The sequence below is a fragment of the Cryobacterium sp. TMT1-3 genome, assembly GCF_004402315.1.
GTDB lineage: Bacteria > Actinomycetota > Actinomycetes > Actinomycetales > Microbacteriaceae > Cryobacterium > Cryobacterium luteum.
The window spans coordinates 12623-36726 of sequence record NZ_SOFW01000037.1; the positions used below are offsets into that span (position 1 = coordinate 12623).

Annotated in this window: 25 protein-coding genes; 12 read left to right on the forward strand and 13 right to left on the reverse strand. The window is 65.5% G+C overall.

What is annotated here, in order from left to right; translation table 11 throughout:
• Positions 1-98: 98 nt before the first annotated feature.
• Together E3O25_RS12390 and E3O25_RS12395 are read right to left on the reverse strand one after the other, a co-directional pair.
• A complete protein-coding gene (locus E3O25_RS12390) occupies positions 99-755 on the reverse strand; it encodes a GNAT family N-acetyltransferase (RefSeq protein WP_134361291.1) in 657 nt (218 codons plus the stop codon).
• A 116-nt stretch (positions 756-871) separates the two neighbouring features.
• Positions 872-1312, reverse strand: coding sequence for a VOC family protein (locus tag E3O25_RS12395; protein ID WP_092108211.1), 441 nt, complete (start codon positions 1310-1312; stop codon positions 872-874).
• Positions 1313-1489: 177 nt separating this feature from the next.
• On the opposite strand from E3O25_RS12395, the gene E3O25_RS12400 reads away from it, so the two are divergent.
• Positions 1490-2035 carry a hypothetical protein gene (locus E3O25_RS12400; protein ID WP_134361292.1) on the forward strand — a complete coding sequence of 182 codons (546 nt, stop codon included), beginning with the start codon at positions 1490-1492 and terminating at the stop codon, positions 2033-2035.
• A gap of 9 nt (positions 2036-2044) precedes the next feature.
• A complete protein-coding gene (locus E3O25_RS12405; protein WP_092108215.1) occupies positions 2045-2593 on the forward strand; it encodes a hypothetical protein in 549 nt (182 codons plus the stop codon).
• 166 nt (positions 2594-2759) lie between these two features.
• Here the strand turns inward: E3O25_RS12405 and E3O25_RS12410 are convergent, their stop codons facing one another.
• Genes E3O25_RS12410 through E3O25_RS12425 form a run of 4 tightly spaced genes read right to left on the reverse strand, consistent with a single transcriptional unit; the run spans position 2760 to position 6933 of the window.
• Positions 2760-3152: a RidA family protein gene (locus tag E3O25_RS12410; RefSeq protein WP_092108615.1), complete on the reverse strand. Its 393-nt coding sequence runs from the start codon at positions 3150-3152 to the stop codon at positions 2760-2762.
• Between the two features lie 16 nt (positions 3153-3168).
• Positions 3169-3720, reverse strand: coding sequence for a dihydrofolate reductase family protein (locus tag E3O25_RS12415; RefSeq protein WP_092108217.1), 552 nt, complete (start codon positions 3718-3720; stop codon positions 3169-3171).
• A 37-nt stretch (positions 3721-3757) separates the two neighbouring features.
• The gene (locus E3O25_RS12420) at positions 3758-4684 is read right to left on the reverse strand and encodes a Ppx/GppA phosphatase family protein (RefSeq protein ID WP_092108219.1); all 927 of its coding nucleotides are present in this window, start codon (positions 4682-4684) and stop codon (positions 3758-3760) included.
• Between the two features lie 26 nt (positions 4685-4710).
• On the reverse strand, positions 4711-6933 hold the full coding sequence (locus E3O25_RS12425) for a hypothetical protein (protein WP_134361293.1): 2223 nt from the start codon (positions 6931-6933) through the stop codon (positions 4711-4713).
• A gap of 211 nt (positions 6934-7144) precedes the next feature.
• Between E3O25_RS12425 and E3O25_RS12430 the strand changes: the two genes are divergently transcribed.
• Positions 7145-8602: a glycoside hydrolase family 1 protein gene (locus E3O25_RS12430; RefSeq protein WP_092108223.1), complete on the forward strand. Its 1458-nt coding sequence runs from the start codon at positions 7145-7147 to the stop codon at positions 8600-8602.
• Positions 8603-8612: 10 nt separating this feature from the next.
• Here the strand turns inward: E3O25_RS12430 and E3O25_RS12435 are convergent, their stop codons facing one another.
• Both E3O25_RS12435 and E3O25_RS12440 read right to left on the reverse strand, forming a co-directional pair.
• Entirely contained in the window at positions 8613-9347 is a 735-nt protein-coding gene (locus E3O25_RS12435) for an ABC transporter permease (RefSeq protein WP_134361294.1), read from the reverse strand.
• Positions 9344-10093 (reverse strand): ABC transporter ATP-binding protein, encoded by a 750-nt coding sequence (locus E3O25_RS12440; protein ID WP_134361295.1) that lies wholly within the window; start codon positions 10091-10093, stop codon positions 9344-9346. Before E3O25_RS12440 ends, E3O25_RS12435 begins: the two co-directional genes overlap by 4 nt.
• Before the next feature lie 218 nt (positions 10094-10311).
• On the opposite strand from E3O25_RS12440, the gene E3O25_RS12445 reads away from it, so the two are divergent.
• Both E3O25_RS12445 and E3O25_RS12450 read left to right on the forward strand, forming a co-directional pair.
• Positions 10312-10878, forward strand: coding sequence for a LemA family protein (locus E3O25_RS12445; protein WP_092108227.1), 567 nt, complete (start codon positions 10312-10314; stop codon positions 10876-10878).
• An 11-nt stretch (positions 10879-10889) separates the two neighbouring features.
• A complete protein-coding gene (locus tag E3O25_RS12450; RefSeq protein ID WP_092108229.1) occupies positions 10890-11774 on the forward strand; it encodes a M48 family metalloprotease in 885 nt (294 codons plus the stop codon).
• Between the two features lie 5 nt (positions 11775-11779).
• On the opposite strand, the gene E3O25_RS12455 is transcribed toward E3O25_RS12450, so the two are convergent.
• Entirely contained in the window at positions 11780-13000 is a 1221-nt protein-coding gene (locus E3O25_RS12455) for a winged helix-turn-helix domain-containing protein (protein WP_134361296.1), read from the reverse strand.
• Between the two features lie 114 nt (positions 13001-13114).
• Here E3O25_RS12455 and E3O25_RS12460 point away from each other — a divergent pair, with 114 nt between their 5' ends.
• Complete coding sequence (locus E3O25_RS12460; protein ID WP_241983886.1) at positions 13115-14524, forward strand: AI-2E family transporter; 1410 nt, start codon at positions 13115-13117, stop codon at positions 14522-14524.
• Positions 14525-14527: 3 nt separating this feature from the next.
• Entirely contained in the window at positions 14528-15763 is a 1236-nt protein-coding gene (gene ilvA, locus E3O25_RS12465; protein WP_092108233.1) for a threonine ammonia-lyase, read from the forward strand.
• 198 nt (positions 15764-15961) lie between these two features.
• Here the strand turns inward: ilvA and greA are convergent, their stop codons facing one another.
• Positions 15962-16453, reverse strand: coding sequence for a transcription elongation factor GreA (gene greA, locus E3O25_RS12470; protein WP_092108235.1), 492 nt, complete (start codon positions 16451-16453; stop codon positions 15962-15964).
• A gap of 95 nt (positions 16454-16548) precedes the next feature.
• Positions 16549-17037 carry a DUF4307 domain-containing protein gene (locus E3O25_RS12475; protein ID WP_092108237.1) on the reverse strand — a complete coding sequence of 163 codons (489 nt, stop codon included), beginning with the start codon at positions 17035-17037 and terminating at the stop codon, positions 16549-16551.
• 81 nt (positions 17038-17118) lie between these two features.
• Here E3O25_RS12475 and mca point away from each other — a divergent pair, with 81 nt between their 5' ends.
• Both mca and E3O25_RS12485 read left to right on the forward strand, forming a co-directional pair.
• Positions 17119-17985, forward strand: a complete 867-nt coding sequence (mca, locus tag E3O25_RS12480; RefSeq protein ID WP_241983887.1) for a mycothiol conjugate amidase Mca — start codon at positions 17119-17121, stop codon at positions 17983-17985.
• The gene (locus tag E3O25_RS12485; protein WP_092108239.1) at positions 17982-18239 is read left to right on the forward strand and encodes a hypothetical protein; all 258 of its coding nucleotides are present in this window, start codon (positions 17982-17984) and stop codon (positions 18237-18239) included. The genes mca and E3O25_RS12485 overlap by 4 nt, the downstream gene beginning before the upstream one ends.
• 14 nt (positions 18240-18253) lie before the next feature.
• Here the strand turns inward: E3O25_RS12485 and E3O25_RS12490 are convergent, their stop codons facing one another.
• Positions 18254-18955 (reverse strand): hemolysin III family protein, encoded by a 702-nt coding sequence (locus tag E3O25_RS12490; protein WP_092108241.1) that lies wholly within the window; start codon positions 18953-18955, stop codon positions 18254-18256.
• A gap of 69 nt (positions 18956-19024) precedes the next feature.
• Here E3O25_RS12490 and E3O25_RS12495 point away from each other — a divergent pair, with 69 nt between their 5' ends.
• From E3O25_RS12495 to E3O25_RS12505, 3 genes are all read left to right on the forward strand, one after another.
• The gene (locus E3O25_RS12495) at positions 19025-19810 is read left to right on the forward strand and encodes an isoprenyl transferase (protein WP_092108243.1); all 786 of its coding nucleotides are present in this window, start codon (positions 19025-19027) and stop codon (positions 19808-19810) included.
• Between the two features lie 64 nt (positions 19811-19874).
• A complete protein-coding gene (locus E3O25_RS12500) occupies positions 19875-20996 on the forward strand; it encodes an aminotransferase class V-fold PLP-dependent enzyme (RefSeq protein ID WP_134361297.1) in 1122 nt (373 codons plus the stop codon).
• A 271-nt stretch (positions 20997-21267) separates the two neighbouring features.
• The gene (locus E3O25_RS12505; protein ID WP_241983907.1) at positions 21268-22578 is read left to right on the forward strand and encodes a PhoH family protein; all 1311 of its coding nucleotides are present in this window, start codon (positions 21268-21270) and stop codon (positions 22576-22578) included.
• A 58-nt stretch (positions 22579-22636) separates the two neighbouring features.
• On the opposite strand, the gene E3O25_RS12510 is transcribed toward E3O25_RS12505, so the two are convergent.
• Positions 22637-24061, reverse strand: a complete 1425-nt coding sequence (locus tag E3O25_RS12510; protein WP_092108247.1) for an aspartate ammonia-lyase — start codon at positions 24059-24061, stop codon at positions 22637-22639.
• Between the last annotated feature and the right edge of the window lie 43 nt (positions 24062-24104).

A 24104-nucleotide genomic window follows, 5' to 3' on the forward strand; every position in this document is an offset into this window, starting at 1 on the left:
CACTCCAATCCTGGGGTGTGAGAGTCGTTTGGGTGGTCGGGGCTGTGTGACGGTGCGGGATCCTGACGTTGGGGCCGAGCCGGCTCAGGTGCCCGGGTCTAGGGAGTCAGCCCCAGGAAAGCCCGCAGATGGCTGGCCCCGTCGACGGCGAGCGGATGTCTGGGTCGACTCAGTGTTTCAGCGGTCAGAACTAGTTTCTGACTCACCGCGACTTCAGCGTCGCGCCGTTTGAGGCGGTCGACGCCGTTATCGCGGTAGCCAACCTTGCGCGATACCGCGAACGACGCGGGATTGTCGGTAAAGACCGCCGAGGTGACCTCGGCGGCCTCGAGGTGATCGAACATGAAGGCTGCAATGGTTTGACGCATCAGCGTTCCGATTCCACGGCCGTGATGTCTTCGGCCCAGCCACGAACCCGTCTCGCCCGTTCGAGTGACCGGATAGTCCCTGGTGGAGATACTCTGGCATCCGACAACTTCGCCGTTGAACCGGACCGTGGTCTCCAGCGTCCAGGACGCTGGCTTCATCCCCGCTCGCTGCGCCCAGTGATACTGCATGAGCCGCAGCCGCACCTCGTCAGTCGAGCCCAGGGTCCACGGAAAACCGAACGGCATCTCGGTCGGCGCATGAATTCCGGACTGGGCGAGCGCGACAAGGTCTGGTAGGTCGGAGTCGCGAACAGGGGTCAGGGTCACCGGGCCACAGGTGATCGTAAGTCCAAACGGCGGCCATAAGTCTTCTATCGGTTCTGGCATTTCATCAGCCTATTGGTCTTCAAAGGTGAGCCTCTGGTCGAACGGGAGGCCCTCGAGGACCCGGCGCCCAGGGCTACTGAATCTTTCGCTTCCACACTTTTGGCGCGGTGGCGACCTCAGCCGATTCGCTCGGCCAAAGCGACGATAATTCCTTCCGGGCCGCGCACGTAGGCCATACGCCAGACTCCCTCATACTGGCCGATGCCGCCGACCAGCCCGTACCCCTCCGAGGCCAGCCGATCAACCTGCGCCTGGAGGTCGTCGACTTCGAAGGACAGGCTGCGCAACCCGAGCTCGTTCGCCATTGCCGCAGGCGATCCGCGCTCAGGGTCGGGCCGCACAAAACTGGACAGTTCTACACCTGTATCACCGTCGGGTGTGCGCAACATGACGATCTCTGTGCGGGAATGCGGGATTGCGATCACCGTATCGATGAAGTCACCCTCCACGAACGTTCTGCCCGCGATCTCGAGGCCGAGTCCGACGAAGAACTCTGTCGCCAGGTCGAGGTTCTGAACGGTGACGCCGACGTGGTCAAACCGAAGGATTCGCGGCATGGGCTGAGCCTCCAATATCTCGTTCGACACGGTTACGACGGAGCCTACGTCGAAATCAGCACGATTCGTTCAGCGCGATTAGTACTGTCGCGATCAGTGCGCCAAGATCGACGTGGGGGCATTGTCGTGTTTGCCCGTTTCTGCGGGTTTCACTTCGCCGCGAACTTTGGGGATGACATGGAAGTTGCACAAGCTCAGGCCGACGTACGTCGCATCTACCGCGCCGGATTTCCAGGGCCGTTGGTTTCAGCCATAGTTTGGGCCGCGGCCAGTGTGGTCTTCACGTGGGGGTCGGTGGCTGCCGGCATGGCTGCGCTGTTCTTCGGTGGCATGTTGATCTTCCCGCTGAGCACCCTGCTCATGAAGCTGTTGGGCGGCCCGACCGCGTTACCGAAGGGGCATCCGTCAGCAGCGCTGGCTTTGCAGTGCGCGCTTACTGTGCCGCTCGGACTGCTCCCGGCCATCGTGCTCGGCAGTTATGAGCCTGTTCTCTTCTTTCCCGCGGCGCTTATCGTCGTTGGAGCGCACTATCTCGTCTTCATCTCCCTCTACGGCATGCGCATTTTCGCGGTTCTGGCCGGCGTGCTGATTGTGCTGGGAGTGAGCGCACTCTTTTTTGCGCCAGAATTCGGAGCCATCAGCGGCTGGCTGGGTTCCGGGGTCTTCCTGCTCTTCGCGGTGCTGTTGTTTCGGGCGCAGGACGAGGTGAGCGTCATCGGGTAGATTCGGCCCATGACGAAACCACAAGGCGTCGGCCCGTACGTGAAAGTGACGCAACGCGGGTGGCCCGAGTGGGTTGCCTTGATTGACGGGTTCGGCGGCAGGGAACTGGCTCATCCCGACATCGTGCCGCTCGTGCAGGATGCGATCGCGCATCTGGATCTGAAGAACCACGGGTGGTGGGCGCAGGGCATCACGATCGCATACGAACAGCACATCGGGCGCCGCATCCCTGGACAGCAAGGGGACGGCACGTTCGCAGCCAGTGCCAGCAAGTCGGTATCGGGCTCGATGGATGCGGCGATAACCGCTTGGATAGCCCTGGTCGCCGGGCGTACGTCGTTCAACGGGCTTGACGTGACGGATGAGCCCACCACTTCCGCGACCGCCAAGTGGCGTTATTGGCGTTGCCAATTAGAGGATGACTCCCGGGTCAATGTCACCGTCAACGAAACGGCGTCCGGCAAGTGTCGCGTTGCGGTGCAGCACAGTCAACTTGTCTCGCCCGAGGCGGCGGCTGAGTGCAAGACCTATTGGAAGACTCAACTCGCAGCACTCTGATCACGGCAGCGCCGCCGTGGTGAGTCTCGGTGCAGTGTCGACGGGGTCGAGGGTGTCGCACGGGGTGAACTTGCCGAGGCACTCGGCAATTTCGACGTGCGCAGAACACCTCGAACTCGGCCCGCTCCTCGGGGGTGGAGGGCCAGTAGCCGCGAGACCAAAACTTTTAGCGACCGGGGATCGAGGCCACCGCGTCGATCTCGACCAGCGCGCCTGCTCGCGCCGGGGTGACGGCGAGCACCGTGACGGCGGTGCGGCGATCTCCCCAGACCGCTGCGGTGGCGGCGTAGGCTTCACGGGGGTCGATGCCCGTGGCGAGATAAACCGTCAGTTTGACCACGTATTCGGGGCCGGTCCCAGCCTCGGCCAGCACGGCAAGCACGTTGCGCAGCGCCTGTTCGGTCTGCGCTCCCAGCCCGTCGAGCAGCGCGCCCGTGCTGTCGATACCGTTCTGACCGCCAACGTACAGTGTCGGTCCCGCCAAAGCGATCATGCCCTGCGCGAAGGCTGGACTGCGAAAAAGCCTGGGTGGGTCGATCGGTGTGGGGTGCGAAGTCATCGTGGTGTCCCGTGCGTCACTCGGCACGCAGGCCGTAGGTCAGCAGAGCATTGCCCTTGCTCGTCATCAAGGACTTCTGCAACGTCAGCCGGGTCAGGGGATCGGTTGGTTCGAACAGATGCCGACCTTCGCCCGCGATGACGGGGTGCGTCATCACGGTGAGGGAATCCAGCAGGCCAGCGAAGAATAGATGACGCACCAGCGAAATGCCGCCGACCAGCGAGATTTCGCCGCCCTCGGTGTTCTTCAGGTCGGTTACGAATTCGTTGAGATCGCCGGTGATCAGCGTGGAATTCTGCCAGGTCAGGTCCCCGGTCAGGGTGCGCGAGGCGACAAACTTCGGCACCGGATTGATGAAGGCCCCGAACGGGTCGTCATTCTCGGCGTTCGGCCAATAGTCTGCCCACTGTTGGTAGCCGACTCGACCGAGCAGCACCGCGTCGACGCGGTTGATCATGGCGGTCATTTCTCTGCCCAGCTCCTCGTCGAAACTGTCGAATTGCCAGAGATTCGGCGACTCCACCACGCCGTCGAGGGACATGAACAGGCCGGCGGTTAGTTTTCGCATCAGAGTTCTCCCAAAGTCGGTGAAATGCTAGTACCGATCAGCGCAGTCGGTCGAGATAGCGCAAAATGACACCCTCGCGCAGCGCCCACGGCGATACCTCGAGTTCCGTCGCTCCGAACGCCGCCATCGCCGCGCCGAGCACAATCCCTCCGGCGACGATCTGAAAGGTGCGGTCGGCGGTGATGCCGGGCAGGGCTGGGCGGGCTTCGGCTGGAATGCGTGCGAGACGGGGCACCCAGTCGTCGAGTTCGGTGCGGCCCAGCCGCAGTCGATCCGCGGCTCCGACGCCGTCGGACGTCGTTCCGGCCAGGCGCGCCAGTGAACGAATCGCCTTCGACGACCCGACGATGTGCTGCGGCGCCGGCAACTGCGCGAACGCACCCACCGCATCGCGCAGAACGGATGCCGCGTGCCCCCGAAGCGCAGACACCTCCTCCGGCAGCGGCGGATCGTGGTGCAGAAACCCGATCGTACTGCGCCCAGCGCCGAGCGGGAGCGACACGGCGACATCGGGAAATTCACTGCCGCCGGCCGCGATTTCCAGCGACCCGCCGCCGATGTCGAACAGCAGAATATTGCCGGCCGACCAGCCATACCAGCGTCGCACCGCCAGAAAAGTCAGCCGGGCCTCGTCTTCGCCCGACAATACCTGCAGGGCGACACCGGTCTCGCGTTCGACCCGGTCCAGCAACTCCGGGCCGTTGGTCGCATCGCGCAGTGCCGACGTGGCGAACGGCAGCAGTTCATCGATATTGTGCCGCTGGGCGACATCCGCTGCGTGCTGCACGGCGGAGAGGACTGCAGCGACACCCTCATCGTTGATGGCACCGTCGGGTGTGATGTAGCGCATGAGACGCAGCACGCTCTTGTCGGCGGCCATCGGCACGGGCGGAGCGCCTTCGTGCGCGTCGACGACCAACAGATGGACGGTATTCGAACCGACGTCGAGAACTCCTAGGCGCACATGTGTACGTTACAGCCTGCGGCGCCCTAGCGTTGGCTCGGTGCCACGAACCGCTGCCACGCCCACGCGCTGGCACAGAGCGCGGCGAAGGTTGCAGCGGCGATCCAGAGAGCCATCCCGGTTCCCTCGCTCTGCCATTGTTCGACCATGGGGGCGAGCGCCGCAAACAGAATTCCATAGCCGACGACGGTCAGGCCGGTCCACACGAGCGGCGACCAGGCCAGAATACGTCGCCCACTGGTATGGCCGACGGGCACCAGAATCAACACCGCTGAGCCGATTGCGGCCAGCACGATGGTGTTGCCCGTTTCCGCAGCGAGTGACGTGGCGAAAGTGCTCGCGCCGGGCAGCAGCGATCCCAGCGACCAGGCGAGCACGGCGAGCGAAGTGAGAGCGCCCACCCGCACGGCGGCGAGTTGGCCGCGCTGCGCAGTCGTGGGTTGTTGGGACCGGGGCTGCTGGGGCTGGAGCTGCGCGCCGGCCTGGCCACCGGCATCCGCTGTGGCGGTCATCGTGACGCTGCCGAGCAGACCGAACAACAGGGCGGGATGCACGTCGAACACCCGGGACGCGATCGCGGCGGCCGCGATCAGCAGCAGATAGCGCGGCAGAAAGGTGACCGTTCCGTGCAGCCGCAGCACGCGCGAACACCACCACAGCGGAACCAGAATGGCCACCGCGTTTACCAGAACCAGCCCGATGACCACGGCCACGAGCAGGCGCAGGTAGGCCGGCTGATCCACGACCGGCCCGGAGAGCATGACGAACGTCGCCGCGGCCAGCAGCGCGGCGCCACCGCGCAACCAGCGGTTGAGGCGCACCGTCGGGGCAACGTCGAATTCTTCGCGAATACGATTCCGTCCTGCCAGGGACGGAATTCCCCGCAGCGGTCGCCCACCGCGGGTGCGCGAGATAGTGCCGGCGAGCAGGCGCAGAGGCACCGCGATCAGCAGCAGGGCACCGACAGCGAGCAAGCCGGCCTGCAGCCAGGGAAACGGCGATCCGGTGCCGGTCGGGCCGATGGCCGCCGCAAACCGGGTCGGGTCATTCCACTGGCCGGGAAAAGCGGATGCCCCAACCTCGCCTGGCTCCGCAGCCTCCGGATCGGGAGAGTCGGCCTGCGGCCCCGGCGTCGACGACGGCGACGGCGGGGCCGTCGGGCCGGGCACAGCCACCGAGCTATCCGGTGATGGCGAGGCCGCTGGGCTCGGGGTCGGCGTGACCGGTGGCGTTGTCGCGTCGGACTCAGCAGGCGTCGGCGTCGTTTCGGCGATGTAGCTGACCGACCGGGGAGTGCTGCCCGCGCCGACGTTGCCGGCGACATCTTTCTGCACGGTGACGACCGAGTACGACCCGGCGGCCACGCCGCCGGCCGAGCAGCTCCAACTTCCTCCGGTCACCACAGCGGAGCAGACCGAGTACGCGCCGGCGAAGACCGTGACCGTTGCACCCGTTTCGCCGGTTCCGGTGTACTGGGTGCCGGCGATCGGAACCTGCGCACCGACACCGGGAGCCGTGAGGACCGGGGCATCCGGTGCGGTGACGTCGAACACGATCGTGACCGGCGCGCTCGCGTTCGACGATGACGGTTTACTGAACGACGAGGTCTGGCTCGCCGTGACGCCCCGGCTGCCATCGCTCAGACCGGAGAACAGGCAGGCCCAGGCGCCGGAACTGTCGACAGTACTGGTGCAGGTGTCATCGTTGGGCAGCGTTGCGGTCACGATGGCCTGGGGGTGCCCGGTTCCGCGCACCCAGCCGTTGGATTCCGGCCCGGTCAGGCCGCCGAGCACTGTCGGAGCGCCGAGCACGGCCACGGCGATCTCATCACTCAGCCCCGGAGCACCGGTCACGACGACGCGCAGCGTGATCGTGGGGCCGTTCTGCAGATAAACGTTGTCGCAGCTCCACGAAGTCGACGAATCGCCGACGATGCACAGCGGGTCCCCACCGCGCGGCGAGAGCAGCTGGATCTCCTGGTTGGCCGCCTTCGACCCGGACACTGTCGTGCGATTGCTGCCGATGAATTGGGCGTCGCCTGGGGTTTCGATCTGCGGACTCGTCCCGGGCGTGAGGGTCGCGTTCGGTACTGGGTCCTCGGTCGCCGCCGACGTCGACTGCGCCGCGGCCGGAACCGGAGCTTCTTCGGCCTGGGCGGTCGGCAGCACCGGCGCCGCGAGGGCCAGGGCACAGCCGAGCAGCAGGGCCGCGACCCATGCCAGGCTGCGCGAGTGTCGCGGGCGCGTCAAAGCGCCCGATCCCTCGATTCGAGCCGACTCAAACACCGCTCACCCCCTGCCCCAATTTGAGGGGCAGACAGCGCGAAAGTCAACCGTCCACGCCCGAAATGACGGAACAAACCCCGGGAATTCTTCCAGGCGCCTCCGCCCGCCCGAAACGTGACACCCTTAACGCGAAGCGGATGCCCAGCCCGAGACCGCCGAGGAAAGCCGCACCCTGATGAATCCCACGCCCAGCTCACCCTCCTCCCGCGCCGTCGCCGCCCGCGACTGGGAGCACCGCGCCGGTGAGCTCGGCGATCGCCTGCCGACCGGGTTCGAGGTGGCCGTGGCCACCTCCGCCTTTCAGGTTGAGGGTGCCGCCCGTGACGGTGGCCGCGGCGACAGCGTCTGGGATGCCTTCAGCCAACAGTCCGGGCGCATCCGCGACGGCTCCAACGCCTCCGTCTCCGCCGACCACGTGAAGAACTATGCCGACGATACCGCCCTGTTGCGCGACCTCGGCGTCGATTCCTACCGGTTCTCCTTCGGCTGGACCCGGCTGCAGCCGGACGGTCGCGGGGCGCTGCACCGCAACGGACTCGCGTTCTACGATCGTCTGCTCGACGCGTTGCTGGCCGACGGCATCCGTTCAACCGCCACGCTCTCGCACTGGGACACCCCGGCGGCCCTGCGCGGCGGCTGGCTGAACCGCGACACCGCCGGTCGCTTCGCCGACTACGCCCACGCGGTGGGGGAGGCGTTCGGCGACCGCCTCGACGCCTGGATCACCCTGAACGAGCCAGCCACGGTCACCGCGAATGGCTACGCCCTCGGCACCCACGCGCCCGGTCGAGCGCTGCTGTTTGACGCGTTACCGAGCGCGCACCATCAGCTGCTCGGGCACGGACTCGCGGTGCAGGCGCTGCGCGCCGCCGACGTGCGCGGGCGCATCGGCTTGGTCAATTCGCACACCCCCGTGCAGTCCGCAACTGATCGGGACCAGGACCGTTCCTATGCTGCGCTCTACGACCTGATGGTGAACCGCCTCTTCGCCGACCCGGTGCTGCTCGGTCGCTTCCCTGACCCGCTCGAACCGTTCGCCGTCGAGCTGCGCAGCATGCTCGAGACCGACCCCGCCGACCTCCGCACGATTCACCAGCCGCTTGATTTCTACGGCCTGAGCTACACCGAACCCGCCCGCGTAAGCGCCGGCCCGACGGTGCGCACAACCCCCGAGGGCCAGCCCATTCCCACCCCGTCGTGGCCGTTCCACTTCGAACCGTTTCGCGAACACCCCACCACGTCGACCGGCGCCGTCAATGCACCGGAATATGTGGCCGTAGCGCTCGCCGAACTGGCCGGTCGATATGCCGACCTGCCTCCCGTCTACCTCTCACTGGCCGGCGGTGCCTTCTTCGATCAAGCGGATGCCCGCCACCAGGTGCACGACCCCGCCCGCATCGACTACCTCGCCGAACACCTCGTCACGGCCCTCGACGCGACCGTGCCCGGAGCCTCGGCCGAAGCTATCGACCTCGCCGGCGTCACCTTCTGGTCACTGCTCGACGCCTTCGAATGGGATGCCGGTTACACGCAGCCGACCGGCCTCGTGCACGTCGACTTCACGGACGACCGCCGCACGCGCACCCCCAAGCAGAGTTTCCGCTGGTTGCAGCACGCCCTGGCCAACCGCTGACGCAGACGAGTCAGAGTGTGCGGCGCCGCAGCGTCACCGACCCCAGCACGACCGCTCCCACGATCCACGCGCCGATGATGAGCAGCTCCCCGCCGACATAGGCGGCGTCCTGCGCGTCGGTTGCGACCGCCTGCAACGCGTCGATCGCGTGTGACAGCGGCAACCAGTCGCTGATGGCACGCAGCACATCGGGCAGCTGGTCACGCGGCAGAAAGATACCGCCGAGCAGAATCTGCGGAAACACCAGCGCCGGCATGAACTGCACCACCTGAAATTCCGTGCGGGCGAACGCGCTCGCGAGCAGGCCGAGCGTCGTGCCGAGCACCGCATCGGCGACCGCGACCGCAAGCAGCAGCCAGATCGATCCGCTGATCTCGAGCCCGCACACCCACACCGCGAACCCCACGGCCACCGAGGACTGCGCCACCGCGAGCAGCCCGAACGCCAGCGTGTACCCGAGGATGAGGTCGCCCTTGCCGAGCGGCATCGACAGCAGGCGCTCGAGCGTGCCGGTGCGGCGCTCGCGCAGGGTCGTGATGCTCGTCACCAGAAACATCACGATGAACGGGAACAACGCGATCATGCCCGGCCCGATCGTGGCGAAGACGGGCGTGTCAGAGAAAATCCAGGCGAGCAGCCCGATCAGCAGGCTCGGCACCACGAGAAGCAGCGCGATCGTGCGCGGGTCGTGCCGCACCTGGCCGAGCACCCGGCCGGCCGTCGCGAGCGTTCGCTGCGGGTTCATGAGTCGCTCCGGTCGCTCGAATCAAGCGGATGCTTCCGGATCAGCGCCAGGAACGCCCCCTCGGTATCCTCGGTGCCGGTCGAAGTAAGCAACCCCGCCGGGGTGTCATCGGCCAGGATCTCCCCGTCCCGCATCAGCAGCAGCCGGTCGCACCGGCTGGCTTCGTCCATCACGTGGCTCGAGACGAGCAGGCTCGTTCCCGCGGCGGCGAGCTGGTGGAACAGGGTCCACAGTTCCACCCGCAGCAGCGGATCGAGGCCCACGGTCGGTTCGTCGAGCACGAGCAGGTCGGGGGACCCGAGCAGAGCCGCGGCCAGAGACACTCGGCTGCGCTGCCCGCCGGACAGCGATCCGACCAGCTGTCCCGACTGGTCCGTGAGGTCGGTCAAGGACAGGACCCGCTCGACATCGCTGCGCGGAGCGGCCAGCACGGCACGAAAATACTGCAGGTTCTGCCGCACGGTAAGGTCGTCGTACACGCTCGCATCCTGCGTCACGTAGCCCACCCGGTGCCGGAGTGACGCCGACCCGGCCTCCTGGCCGAGCACCGTCACCGTGCCGGACTGCACCACCTGCACGCCGACGATTGTTCGGAGGAGGGTGGTCTTGCCGCATCCGCTCGGGCCGAGCAGTCCCACTACGACGCCGCGGGGAACACTGACCGACAACCCGTGCAGCACCGGATGTTTCCCCCGTCGCACGTGCAGATCGGTCACCTCGACCGCGGCGGCGGATTTGTTCACCATGATCGAACTCTCCGCCGCTGCACCCTCCATGTCAAGCTGACAACGCGCGATTTCCTGCTTCCTCGTGCGCCCAGAGCTTGCTTGGAGTGTTATGGGAAGCGGGTGGGAGCCTCCGGGGTCGCGGTTAGTATAGGCAGGTACGCACGGGGGGTCGTTTTGGCCAGTTCATGTCTCCGTGCCAACCTACACATCGTGCCAATTTGCAAGGAGACGCTGCCATGGAATGGCTCATCCCGGTTTTGATCGTTGTCGCACTCGTCGCCATCGTGGGTATCTACCTGTGGTCGACGTACAACTCCCTCGTGACGCTCAACGTGCGCGTCGACGAAGCGTGGAGCGACATCACGGTGATGCTCAAGCGTCGTGCCGACCTGCTGCCCAACCTGATCGAAACGGTCAAGGGCTACGCAGCACACGAGAAAAGCGTTTTTGAGAACGTGACCAAGGCTCGGGCCGAGACGCTGTCCGCGCAGGGCCCGGCCGACGCATCCGCTGCTGAGAACCACATGCAGACCGCGCTGAAGAGCATCTTTGCCGTGGCCGAGGCCTACCCGCAGCTGCAGGCCAGCCAGAACTACCTGCAGTTGCAGGGCGCGATCGTCGACACCGAAGACAAGATCCAGGCCGCACGCCGGTTCTACAACGGTGGCGTGCGTGAGATGAACACCAAGATCAAGGTGTTCCCGAACCACCTGTTCGCCGTCAACCTCGGTTTCACCGAACGCGAATTCTTCGAGGTGGCCGACTCCGCAGCGATCGCGGAGCCGCCCCGCGTGCAGTTCTAACGGAGCACTAGATGTACAGCGCGATCGCCAAAAACAAACGCAATACCGTCTTCATCATCATTTTCTTTCTCGCCCTGATCACCGGCCTCGGCTGGCTGGCTGGCGTGGCCTACGGCATGAACGGGTATACCGCCCTCATCCTGACGCTCGTGATCGCCTCTGCCTACGCGTGGTTCCAGTACTTCGCGGCGGGTCGGCAGGCCATCTCGATGAGCGGCGGAATTCGGGTCAACAGCCAGTCCGATCACCCGCGGCTGTGGCGTACGGTCGAGAACCTGTCGATCACCACCGGCACGCCGATGCCGGAGGTTTACATTATCAACGACCCGGCGCCGAACGCGTTCGCCACCGGCCGCGACCCCCAGCACGCGATCGTCGCCGCCACCACCGGCCTGCTCGACATCATGGATGACGCCGAACTCGAGGGTGTGATGGCGCACGAGATGGGCCACGTGCGCAACTACGACATCCGGCTGTCGATGATCGTGTTCGGCCTGGTCGTCGCCATCGGATTCGTGTCTGACATCTTTCTGCGCATGGCTTTCTTCGGCCGTAACAACAACAGCAACGGCAACCCGGTCGTCATGGTCTTCGGACTCGTCGCCATGATCGTGGCTCCGCTGATCGCGACGGTCGTGCAGCTCGCCGTGTCCCGGCAGCGTGAATACCTGGCGGATGCGACGGGGGCGTTGACCACGCGCCACCCCGACGCCCTTGCTTCGGCACTGGCCAAGCTCGGCGAATATGGCCGCCCGATGAAGAAGCAGAACACCTCGATGGCTCACCTGTGGATTGCTGACCCGCTCAAGAAGGGCGCCATGGCGAAGCTGTTCGCCACCCACCCGCCCCTCGAAGACCGCATCGAGCGTCTCACCGCTATGGGCAGCAAATTCTGACCTGACTACCGCAGCTCGGCGGCCAGACCGTCAGCCAGGTTGCCTCGGGGAACGACAACGATTTCATCGAGCCCCTGCCACGCAGCCGCCTCCCGCAGTACCTGTGCGAGCCGACCGGCAGCATCCGCTGGGGCAGCTGGTTCGGCCCAGGCCGCCTGCACCCGCAGCACTCCCGCCTGGCGGTCGTTCTTGAGGTCGACCCGGCCGACGACCGTGTCGTCGAGCAAAATAGGCAGTGAGTAGTACCCGTAGATCCGCTTGCGTTCCGGCGTGTAGATCTCGATGCGATAGTGAAAGTCGAACAGGCGTAGGGCTCGGGCGCGTTCCCAAACCACCGGGTCGAACGGCGACAATATGGCCTGGGCGTTCATCGCCCGGGGTAGCCGTGCATCCCGATGCAGCCAGGCCGCACCAGCCGCGCCGCGTGGCCCCCAGCCGGGAACCTCCACCGCAAGGAGTTCGCCGGCCTCGGTCAGCTCGCGAACAGCCAGCAAGGTCGGCGCTGACTTCAGCCGAAAGTAGTCCGCGAAGTCCTTGACCGTGCCGATGCCGTGAGCGCGAGCCGAGCGGCGCACCAGCTCGCGGTGGGCATCCGCTGTCGAAATAGTTTGCCCGAGCAATTCGGCAGAAAACACCTGCTCCGGCAGGGCATACACCCGTTCGAAGCGGATGCGCCCAGCGCTCACCACCTCGCCCCACCGGAACAGCACCTCGAGCCCGGTCTTCACGTCGGACCAGCCCCACCACGGCCCACTGCGTTTGTTCGCGTCGTGCTCGATCTCGCTGGCCCGCATCGGCCCGTTGGCGGCCAGTTCGGCCAGAAGCCAGTCGAGCATCGGCTGGTTGGCTTGCGACCAGGCCTCCGGGGTGCGGGCGGAACGGTCGCGATACTGCTGCATGCGCCAGCGGAACAGCGGCCACACGTCGATCGGTAGAAAAGAAGCTTCGTGCGCCCAGTATTCAGTGAATCGAGCCTCCCGCCCGGTCGTGAGGCGGTCAAGCTGTGCCTTGTCGTAGGGGCCAAGTCGGCTGAAGGCCGGCATGTAGTGGCTGCGTTCGAAGACATTGACCGAATCGATCTGCAAGAGTTCGAGCCGGTTCACCAGGGCGGTCAGCTGGCGGATGCCCGCGGCAGTGGTCGGGCGCGCACCGAAGCCCTGTGCGACCAGCGCAATTCGCCGCGCCAATGCGGGCGAGATCGTCGCAGGGGAGACTGTCTGAACCATCGTTTCGACTCTATCCGGCGAATTGTTTGCCCGCCATGAGGCTGCCTCATTATCCGTGACGTTGCTCCGGGAGTGGCGCGTCATGCGGCCACGCCGCAGTCCTAGACTGATCGGGTGAGTGAATCTACGGGCAATCCGGGCGCACGCGCTCTGTTACGTCTGCGCCGGCGGCGCACCGCTGAGCGCGCACGCGCCAACACCGATCCGGCCGGATCCGACCTCGTCCTGGCCCCGGTGGAGGTACTCACGCCGAAACCCGTGTCGAATGGTGTCGACGAAAACCTGCCGTCGGGCATCCGGTTGGCCGGTGCGTGGTCCTGGCGGTTGATTGTGATCGCTGCGGCCATCGCCATTTTGATCTTCCTGGTCATTCAATTGCGGCTCATCGTCATTCCGCTTCTCGTCGCGGTGCTGGTGTCCGCCCTGCTCGTTCCCCTCGTCGCCTTTCTGGTGAGACACCACTGGCCTAAAGGGCTCGCCGTTGCGACAGCGATGGTTAGTACCCTCGTGCTCGTCGCCGGGCTGGTCACCCTCGCCTCCACGCAAATCGCCGAGGGCACCGTCGGCCTGACCGACCGCCTCAACCGGAGTTTTGACAGCCTGAAGTCCGTTCTGGCCGCTTCTCCGCTTCAATTGTCAGAGTCTGAGATCAGCGACTACCTTCAGCAGGCATGGACAGCCATCCAGAATGACAGCGCGGTGTTCATCAGCGGTGCACTCTCGGTAGGAAGCACTCTCGGGCACCTGCTCACCGGGCTGCTGCTCGCCCTGTTCAGCCTGCTGTTCATTCTCATTGACGGCAAAGCGATCTGGGGCTGGATTGTGCGATTCTTTCCCCTGCGTGCCCGTGCCGCTGTCGATGGAGCCGGCATCGCCGGCTGGACCACCCTCGGCAACTTCGCTCGCGTGCAGATTCTGGTCGCGTCGATTGACGCGGTCGGTATCGGAGTCGGTGCCGCCCTGCTCGGAGTGCCGATGGCCATCCCGATCGGCATCCTGGTGTTCCTGGGCTCCTTCGTTCCCATCGTCGGGGCGGTAGCCACCGGTTCTGTTGCCATCGTCATCGCCCTGATCTTCAACAACTGGGCCGTCGCCCTCGCCATGCTCGGCGTCGTGCTGCTCGTGCAGCAGGTAGAAGGACACGTTCTGCAGCCTCTGATCATGGGAACCGCCGTCAAGGTGCATCCGCTTGCCGTCGTGCTCGTGGTCGCCGCCGGAGCTCTGCTCGCCGGAATTCCGGGGGCACTGTTCGCCGTTCCGATCGCAGCGGTGCTGAACGCAATGACGAGTTATATCGCCGGCGGCACCTGGCGCTCGAGTCCGCCGGCGGCGGTGTCTTCGACCGGATCGGTGTTGTGGCAGACGGTGCCGCAAAGCCGACCGGGTTACCGACCGACGGGCGCACCGGCTCGCACCGCACGAATGCGGCCGCAGAGCATCCGCACAACCCGAAACGGGTCCGCTCGCAGCACGCCCTCAGATTTGAGCGCACCTCGCGCCCCGCACGACAGTTCGGAGAACTAATCCATGCCAGAGACCACCCTCGCCGCGCCCACCCTCGCCGAATTCGAAGCCGCGCGCGCGGTTGTCGCCCGGGTCGCCGATGTCACCCCGATGGAGAGCTCGCGGTACCTCGCCGACGTACTGGGCGCGCCGGTGTACCTCAAGTGCGAAAACCTGCAGCGCACCGGTTCATACAAGATTCGCGGCGCCTACAACCGCTTGTCCAAACTCACCGACGCGGAGAAAGCACGCGGCGTCGTTGCCGCTTCGGCCGGCAATCACGCCCAGGGCGTGGCCTTCGCCGCGCGCGAGCTGGGAATCAAAGCCACCATTTTTATGCCGGTCGGCGTAGCGCTGCCCAAGCTGTCGGCCACGCGTGACTACGGTGCCGAGGTGATTCTGCGCGGCACGACCGTCACCGAACCGCTCCTCGCGGCAGCTGAATACGCACGCGAGACCGGCGCGATCCTCATTCCGCCGTTTGACCACGCGGATGTTGTCACCGGGCAGGGCACTCTGGGGCTGGAAATCCTCGACCAGGTGCCCGATCTTGACACGGTCGTCGTTCCTATCGGGGGCGGCGGGCTGATCTCCGGTGTCGCCAGTGCGCTCAAGCAGCGTGCCGCCCGGGACGGACGCCACATCCGGGTGATCGGGGTGCAGGCCGAGAACGCAGCCGCCTACCCGCCGTCCCTCGAGGCCGGTGAGGCCATGATGATCAACATCCTGCCGACCATCGCCGACGGCATCGCCGTAGCCAAGCCCGGACTGCTCAACTTTGAAATCGTGCGCGACACCGTCGACGAGATCGTCACGGTCAGCGAAGATGACACAGCGCGGGCGCTGCTCGTTCTGCTTGAACGCGCCAAGCTCGTCGTCGAACCGGCCGGAGCCGTAGCCGTCGCCGCTATCCTGGCGGGCAAGGTCACCCCGACCGGGCCGACCGTCGCCATCCTCTCCGGCGGCAACATCGACCCGTTGCTGATGCAGCGGGTGATCAGCCACGGCCTCGCCGCGTCGGGTCGTTACCTGACCCTGCGCATCATGCTGCCGGACCGCCCGGGCCAGCTGGCCCGCATCTCCGAGCTGCTCGCCGAGGCTACCGCCAACGTCATCGAGGTACTGCACACTCGGCACGGGGTCGGTCTGCGGATCAGCGAGGTCGAACTCGATGTCAGCGTTGAGACGCGGGGCCCAGAGCACCGCCAGCACGTCGTCGACACCCTGCGCGCGGCCGGCTACGACCCGCAGATCGACTAGTCGCGCTCTTTCGGGCGCCGTCCCGGCCCGTTCGCGTGGCGAATTCAGGAATTCCGCCAGCAGATACTGTGACCACCCTGTAAGCACGACAGGCACCCGGGCATTTTGGCACAGAATTCCTGAATTAGCCACGGCGGACGCCTACCAGCGCGCCGGAATTCGGGGCCGCACGAGAACCGGAAGGCCGGTTACAGCAGATCAAGCTCCGGTGAAGGTCTCCACATTGGAGATCTCGACGGTGATCTCCTTGCCGTTCGGCGTGGTGTAACTCGTCTTCGCGCCGACCTTGAGGCCGATAATCGCGGTGCCAAGCGGGCTCTGCTCGCTATACACATCGAGGTCGCTGTTGGCGGCAATCTCGCGGCTGCCGATGAGAAAGCGGCTCTCGTCGCCGGCGATGGTGGCCGTGATCACGGTGCCCGGCATGACGATGCCGTTGCTCTCCGGGGCGTGACCGACTTCGGCGGTGCGCAGCAGCAGGGTGAGCGTGCGGATGCGCGCCTCCATCTTGCCCTGCTCTTCCTTCGCCGCGTGGTAGCCGGAGTTCTCCTTGAGGTCGCCCTCTTCCCGGGCGGATTCGATCTTCTTCGCGATGTCGATCCGGCCAAAGTTGCTCAGTGTCGCCAGTTCCGTTGCGAGGCGGTCGTGGGCCTCCTGAGTTAGCCAGGTGACCGTTGTGTCGGTTGTCACGAGTGATCTCCCTTAATGCGCTCGAGCGCGGAAAGGCCCGGAGGCCGCGCAGATACGGTCGACGCCCCGACGATTGTCGAGGCGAATACGTCAGTTTAGGTCAGCCAGCACTCGTAAATCAAACCCGTGTTGCTCAGGTCCGTGGTGCGCAGAAGCTCGGTGAACGAGCGGTTGTACAGCGTCGACGGCGGCAGATCGATGATCTTCCAGCCGACCACAGAATAGCTCTCGTTGAGGGCCTGAACCGCGCAACTCGCCGTGCGGTTCACCGGAAGCGCCACCTCGAAGGTGACGCTCACCGTGTGCTCGTCGATGATGGTGTGCCCGATATCGCGCGCCTCGATTTGAGTGGATGCTCCATCGAGCCCGGTCCACAGCACCCACGCTCCCAGCACCAGCACAAAAATGCTGCCCAACCCCCACAGAATTCGACGGTCGCGTCGCTTGCGGGAGGGCGTGCGCCCATACCGGGATTGAATCATTCCGCTCTCGATCGGCGCTGGGGCGGCCAAGTCATCCGATTCGTCGAGGCGGTTGGGCTCGGGGCTCGGTTGAATTCCGGCAGGCGTGCTGTTGAGGGGCACTGGTGATTCACACTTTCACGGGAGCGATTAGGCTGGTAACTAGGTTATCTGGCCTAAGGTTATCCGGCATTCCTGAGGAGTATGGTGACGCTGCGATTGATGGCTGTGCATGCCCATCCCGACGACGAGTCGAGCAAGGGTGCTGCGACCTACGCCTACTACCGCAGCCGCGGCGTCGAAGTGCTCATTGTGAGCTGTACCGGCGGTGAACGCGGCAGCATCCTGAACCCCGCCCTCGAGGGCCACGCCATGGCCGACCGAGACATGGCGGGCCTCCGCCGCGTCGAGATGCTGGCCGCACAGCAGGCCCTCGGTGTGCAGCATCGCTGGCTCGGCTTCGAAGATTCCGGCATGAATGACGACAAATCGGTGCCGCCGAACTCCTTCGCCGCTATCCCGCTGGAATATTCGGCCGAACCGCTCGTCACCCTTGTGCGCGAGTTCCGGCCCCAGGTGCTGGTCACCTACGACGAAAACGGCGGCTACCCGCACCCCGATCACATTCGTTGCCATGAGGTCTCCCTCGAAGCGTTCCGCGCAGCCGCCGACGCCGACCGGTATCCGGAATCCGGTGCGCCGTGGCAGATCGACAAACTGTACTACGACCGCATCTTCAACCTCGAGCGCATCGACGCGATGTACCTCGCGTTGAGCGTGGCTGAGCCGGATTCTCCGCTCCTCGAACCCCTCGGCGCGGCGCGGGAACGTATGGAGAATTACCCGAATTTCGCCACCACTCACGTTCCGGCCGGGGACTTCCTCGAAGTGCGCGACGCGGCCCTGCGCGCGCACGCGAGCCAGGTCTCACCCGACAGCAGCTTCTTCTTCTGGCCCAACGATCTCGTGCGCGAGGCCTGGCCGTACGAAGACTTCCAACTCGTCGAATCGAAAGTAGACACCGTCATGCCCGAATCTGATCTCTTCGCCGGAATTCAGGACGACGAATGATCTCGCTGATCACCGTCGTGCTCGCCGCCACCCCCACCCCGGACCCTGATTTCGACCCGAACACGGTCACCCCCGGGGTCGTCGGGTTCGTGGTCTTCTTCCTGATCGCGGTGGCTACCCTGCTGCTGTGTCTCGACGTTGTCCGGCGCATCCGTCGCACCACCTATCGCGCAGAGATCAAGGAACGCCTCGACGCCGAACTCGCGGCCCGCGACGCCGAACCCGACGCACCGCGCGACGACAAGACCGAGTAGTCGCACTTGCCCCGTTACGGGTAGAGCGGATGCGTGGCGATCAGCAGGATCGCCGCGAAATGACACAGAAATGCCACAACCGTGAGGGTGTGGAAGATCTCGTGGAAGCCGAAGACCCCCGGAACCGGGTTGGGCTTCTTGAGCCCGTAGACCACCGCACCGACCGTGTAGCAGAGGCCGCCGACCAGAATTAGCGTCATCATGGTGGCGTTGGCCTGGAAAAAGTCCACGATGAACAGCAGCGCGCCGTAGCCGAGCACCAGGTAGAGCGGCACGTACAGCCAGCGCGGGGCGTGGATCCAGAACACCCGAAAGAGGATGCCCAGCCCGGCTCCGCCCCACACCAGCCAGAGCAGCAGGGTTGCCTTCTCCGGCGGCAGCGCGAGCACGGTGATCGGTGTGTACGATCCGGCGATTAGCAGGAAGATGTTGGCGTGGTCGATGCGCTTGAGAATGATGCGGGTGCGCGGCTGCCAGTTGAACCGGTGATACAGCGCCGAATTGCCGAACAACAGCATCGAACTGAGCACGAAGACGGCCGAACTGATCTTCGCCGCCGAGCCTTCGGCGAGAATCAGCAGCACAATGCCGGCCACGATCGTCACGGGAAAAGTTCCCGCATGAATCCAGCCGCGCCAGGTCGGTTTGACGTCCTCCGGATGGGCGTCAGCCGCCTCGATCAGTGGCAGATTAGGGATATCGTGCTCGGTGGCCATGCTGCAAGGATACGACAGGGCCAGGCCCGCGTGCCCCGAACCCTCGCCGGAGTGGACTAGCGTAACTGTGTGCAGAAACCCCAAGTCCCCTCAGCGCGCGGCCTCCTCTACAGGCTCTATCAGCGTCGGCTGAAGCGCGGGCTGACGACGGAGCACCTGCCGCGCCACGTGGCCATGATCATCGACGGAAACCGTCGTTGGGCCCGGCAGCTGGGCTTTCAAACGGCCGCACACGGGCACCGGGCCGGTGCCGCCAAGATGCGCGAATTTCTGGAGTGGTGTGACGACCTCGGAATTTCGGTCGTCACCCTGTACCTGCTTTCCTCCGACAACCTCACCCAACGCCCGAGTGACGAACTCGCCGATCTGATCGAGATCATCGCCGATCTTGCCGAGGAACTGTCGCACTACCGCAATTGGCGGGTGCAGCAGGTGGGGTCGAAGGCCGGACTGCCCCTTCCGCTGGTCGCAGCGCTCGATGCAGCGGATGCCCGCACGAGCGGTCATTCCGGACTGCACGTTAATCTCGCGGTCGGCTACGGCGGCCGAACCGAGATCACCGACGCGATGCGCAGCATCGTCGCCACCCACCACGCGCACGGCGGCACGCTGGAGGACCTCGCGGAGACCCTCACACCCGAACTGATCGGCCAACACCTGTACACCGGTGGTCAGCCAGACCCCGACCTGGTCATTCGCACCTCGGGCGAGCAGCGGCTGAGCGACTTCATGCTCTGGCAGAGCGCGCACAGCGAGTTTTACTTCGTGGAAGCCCTCGGACCAGACCTTCGGCAGATCGATTTTCTGCGGGCTCTCCGGGATTTCTCGCGGCGCCAACGTCGGTTCGGCGGGTAGACCGCGTCTCTTGGGGCGACACAGCTGGGGGAGTATTTTTTGACAACCGATTGGACCAGCTCCTATGACTTCACTCCTGAGCTTCACCGACGGTTTTCGTGACGAGCCCGGCTACCTCGACTTCGGCCGCGTCGGCCCGCTCTCCGAGGTAGTCGTCGCCGAGACGCTCGGCCAGACCGAAGTGCTCTCCCGCGCCCGCTATGGCAGCCTCGACCACCTCGTCGAGCAGGATCTGCGGGCCCGCACCGGGGTATCCGCTCTCACCGGCTTCACGCCGGACCAGGTCGTGCTGCAGTCCAACACCAGTTCGGGACTGATGCAGGCCATGTTCGGCCTGACCGGCAGCGTGCTGCTGTCCGCCGGGGATTTTCCCAGCGTCCCGTTCGCGGCCGTGCGGGCCGCCGAGGCCCTGCACGTGGTCACCCCACTCTGGTTGGAGACGTTGCAGGGCCGCGTCACTCCCGGTCAGATCCGCGACCAGCTCACCCCGGCTGTCGCGGCCGTCGCGGTCTGCCTCGTCGACTCTCGCACGGGGTACCGTGCCGATCTCGACGGCATCCGCCAAGTCATCGGCGACCGACTGCTCATCGTCGATGCCATCCAGGGCTTCGGCGTTGTCGACGCCGCCTACGAAGCAGCGGATGTCGTCGCCTCCGGTGGTCAGAAATGGACCAGAGCCGGCTGGGGCACCGGTTTTCTCGCCCTCAGCGATCGAGCGCTCGAACGACTCGTTCCGGTGTACTCCGGCTACGTCGGCACCGATACCGACGACCCCTGGGACGAAGTCCCCCCGCCCAGCCACAGCGCCCGTGCGTTTCGGGTGACCAATGGTGATGCTATCGCCCAGGCCCGGTTTGCCGCCGCCCTGGAACAGACCAGTGATGTCGGTGTGGACGTGATCCAGGCCGCCATGAATGACAACGTCTCCCAGATCATCGAACTCGTCGACGAATTCATCATCGACATCGTCTCGCCCCGCGATGCGCGGGAACGCGCCGGCATTGTCGTGCTCGAGCCGCCGGCGGAATTACTGACCACCCTCGTGGCGAGCCTGCACAACCACGGCATCACCGCGACCACCCGCGGAACCACCGTGCGATTGAGCGTGCACGCGGCCCTCGATCCCGATACGGTGACCATGCTGAGGGGTGCCCTCACCGCCTACGCTCTCGCAGCCACGTACTAACAATCTTCCGGTGTAGACCGAGGGTCTGCCCCAACGTCAGGTGAACGACAGATTTCCGTGGGCGTGTCGGGTTCCCTTTTGCACCCGCAAGACGTAGCGTCTCTTGCATCAGGTACGGCACCTGATCGAGACGGCCATATAAGTACGGCTCGAGAATTGCTTGATGGCCAGCTCGCCAAAGTGATCCGCGTCCTCGTGGCGCAGGGTGGGAGTGGCTGTGACCGACGTTCGAAATGACGGCGCGAGAACCGACCTTAATGCGACTGACCGGGTGAAGACATCCGCTTCGCAAACCGAGCGCACCTTTGTGCTGGACACCTCGGTGCTTCTGTCAGATCCGAAAGCGATTTTCCGCTTTGCCGAGCACGCTGTGGTATTGCCCGTGGTGGTGATCAGCGAACTGGAGTCCAAGCGCAACGACCCGGAGATCGGTTATTTCGCCCGGCAGGCGTTGCGCAACCTCGACGAGCTGAGGCTCAAGCATGAGCGCCTCGACTTCCCGATTCCGGTCGGCGAGGGCGGCAGCCTGCGAGTAGAACTGAACCACTCCAACATGTCGGTGTTGCCGTCGGGCCTGCAACTGGGCGACAATGACTCCCGCATCCTCGCCGTGGCGCTCAACCTGGCCAACGACGGGATGACCGTGACCGTCGTCTCCAAGGACCTGCCGCTTCGGGTGAAGGCTGCGTCCCTCGGCCTCGCTGCTGATGAGTACCGGCACGAACTCGCCGTGGATTCCGGCTGGACCGGCATGGACGAGATTACCCTCAGCGCTGAGCAGATGAGTGTGCTCTACGACAAGGAGACACTCGACTCACGCACGGTGCAGGACATGCCGATCAACACCGGCCTGGTCATCCACTCCGACCGCGGGTCGGCCCTCGGCCGGGTCACCGGCCGGGGCACGCTCAAGCTGGTGCGCGGCGACCGGGACGTCTTCGGACTGCACGGCCGCTCGGCGGAGCAGCGGCTCGCCATCGACCTGCTGCTCGACCCGGAGATCGGCATTCTGTCGCTCGGCGGGCGGGCCGGAACCGGGAAGTCGGCGCTCGCCCTGTGCGCGGGCCTGGAAGCGGTGCTGGAACGCCAGCAGTACCGCAAGATCATGGTGTTCCGGCCGCTGTATGCGGTCGGCGGCCAGGACCTCGGCTTCCTGCCGGGGGACCAGGGCGAGAAGATGGGGCCGTGGGCGCAGGCGGTCTTCGACACCCTCGGGGCGATCGTGTCGGAGAATGTGGTCGAGGAGGTGATGGAGCGCGGCATCCTCGAGGTGCTGCCGCTCACCCACATTCGTGGCCGCAGCCTGCACGATGCCTTTGTCATCGTCGATGAGGCGCAGTCACTCGAACGCAACGTGCTGCTGACCGTGCTGAGCCGCATCGGTCAGAACTCGCGCGTGGTGCTCACCCACGACGTCGCCCAGCGGGACAATCTGCGGGTCGGCCGCTTCGACGGCGTGGCCAGCGTGATCGAAACGTTGAAGGGGCATCCGCTGTTCGCGCACATGACCCTGACCCGTTCGGAGCGCAGCGCCATCGCAGCCCTCGTGACCGAGATGCTGGAGGGCAACGAAGTCATGTAGCGGAAGACAGCAAACCGCCCGGCTCCTGTCAGAGGCCGGGCGGTTTGTCTTGCTGCTGCTACTTCTTCTGCGGCGGACGCGTCATGCTGAGCACGTCGAGGGCCGTGTCGAGCTCGGCGAGCGTCAGGTCACCGCGTTCGACGTGGCCGAGGGCGATGACCGACTCCCGCACGGTGAGGCCTTCGGCCACGGCCTTCTTGGCCACCTTGGCGGCGGCTTCGTAGCCAATGACTCGGTTGAGCGGTGTGACGATCGACGGCGACTTCTCGGCCAGCGCACGCGCGTGCTCGAGGTTGGCGACGAGGCCGTCGACGGCCTTGTCGGCGAGCACGCGGGTCGCGTTGGACAGCAGACGGATCGACTCGAGCAGAGCGGTTCCCATCACCGGGATGCCGACGTTGAGCTCGAACGAGCCCGAAGCGCCGGACCAGGCGATGGTGGCATCGTTGCCGATGACGCGGGAGCACACCATGAGCACGGCTTCCGGAATGACCGGGTTGACCTTGCCGGGCATGATCGAGGAGCCGGGCTGCAGGTCGGGGATGTTGATCTCGCCGAACCCGGTGTTGGGGCCTGAACCCATCCAGCGCAGGTCATTGTTGATCTTGGTCAGCGAGACGGCGATGGTGCGCAGGGCGCCGGACGCGTCGACGAGGCCGTCGCGGTTGGCCTGGGCCTCGAAGTGGTCGCGCGCTTCGGTGATCGGCAGTTCGGTCTCGGCGACGAGCAGTTCGATGACGAGCTGCGGAAAACCGTAGGGCGTATTGATGCCGGTGCCGACCGCGGTTCCGCCGAGGGGAACCTCGGCGACGCGCGGGAGTGCCGTGCGGATGCGCTCGATGCCGAGGCGCATCTGGCGGGCGTAGCCGCCGAACTCCTGGCCGAGGGTGACCGGGGTGGCGTCCATCAGGTGCGTGCGGCCGGCCTTGACGGCCTCTTTCCACAGTTCGGCCTTGGCCTCGAACGCGACGGCGAGGTGATCGAGCGAGGGAATGAGCTCGTCGATCAGGGCGCTCGTGACGGCGATGTGCACGGAAGTGGGGAACACGTCGTTGGAGGACTGGCTCGCGTTCACGTGGTCGTTCGGGTGCACCGGGCGGCCGAGAGCGCGGGTCGCGAGGGTCGCGATGACCTCGTTCATGTTCATGTTCGACGAGGTGCCGCTGCCGGTCTGATACACGTCGATCGGAAACTCCGTGTCGTACCGGCCGGTGATGACCTCGTCGGCGGCCGCGGCGATCGCGTCAGCGATGTCCGCATCGAGCACCCCGAGCTGGGCGTTCGCGAGTGCCGCGGACTTCTTGATGCGAGCCAGGGCCGCGATCTGCGCGGACTCCAGTGTGGAGCCCGAGATCGGGAAGTTCTCCACGGCTCGCTGCGTCTGGGCACCGTAGAGCGCGTCCGTTGGAACGCGGACCTCACCCATCGTGTCGTGTTCGATCCGGTAGCCGGCGTTTGCGGAGGTGTCCACCACTGTGTGCATTCCCTTTCGGTGCTGTATGAGGGTCGTGCTGTGCGCAACGGGT